We start from the raw sequence: 826 nt of genomic DNA on the forward strand, positions 1-826 counted from the left end.
AGTATAATAGATAGTGGTATCCTGAGTAGGGCGGGGCACGTGAAACCCTGTCTGAATTTGGCGGGACCATCCGCTAAGGCTAAATACTCCTGAGAGACCGATAGTGAACCAGTACCGTGAGGGAAAGGTGAAAAGAACCGTGAATAACGGAGTGAAATAGATCCTGAAACCATACGCTTACAAGCGGTCGGAGCCCTTTCGTGGGGTGACGGCGTGCCTTTTGCATAATGAGCCTACGAGTTAACGTTGCTGGCAAGGTTAAGTGATTAAGTCACGGATCCGCAGCGAAAGCGAGTCTGAATAGGGCGCTTTAGTCAGTAGTGTTAGACGCGAAACCGTGTGATCTACCCATGGGCAGGTTGAAGCTGTGGTAACACACAGTGGAGGACCGAACCGGTTGACGTTGAAAAGTCTTCGGATGACCTGTGGGTAGGGGTGAAAGGCCAATCAAACTCGGAAATAGCTCGTACTCCCCGAAATGCATTTAGGTGCAGCGCTGGCGATAGTTATATAGAGGTAGAGCTACTGATTGGATGCGGGGGCTTCACCGCCTACCAATTCCTGACAAACTCCGAATGCTATATAATGTTTCCCAGCAGTGAGGGCTTGGGTGCTAAGGTCCAAGTCCGAGAGGGAAAGAACCCAGACCATCAGCTAAGGTCCCCAAATATATGTTAAGTTGAAAGAACGAGGTTTGTCTGCCCAGACAGCTAGGATGTTGGCTTGGAAGCAGCCATTCATTTAAAGAGTGCGTAACAGCTCACTAGTCGAGCGGACGAGCATGGATAATAATCGGGCATAAACATATTACCGAAGCTATGGATTT

The 826-nt window shown here is 49.2% G+C and carries 1 rRNA gene; it reads left to right on the forward strand.

Annotated elements, in window-relative coordinates:
* A 23S ribosomal RNA gene (locus tag AC1RRQ_RS23265) occupies nucleotides 1–826 on the forward strand; the annotation flags it as partial.

This window comes from Flavobacterium sp. GW821-FHT12A05 (genome assembly GCF_058807735.1).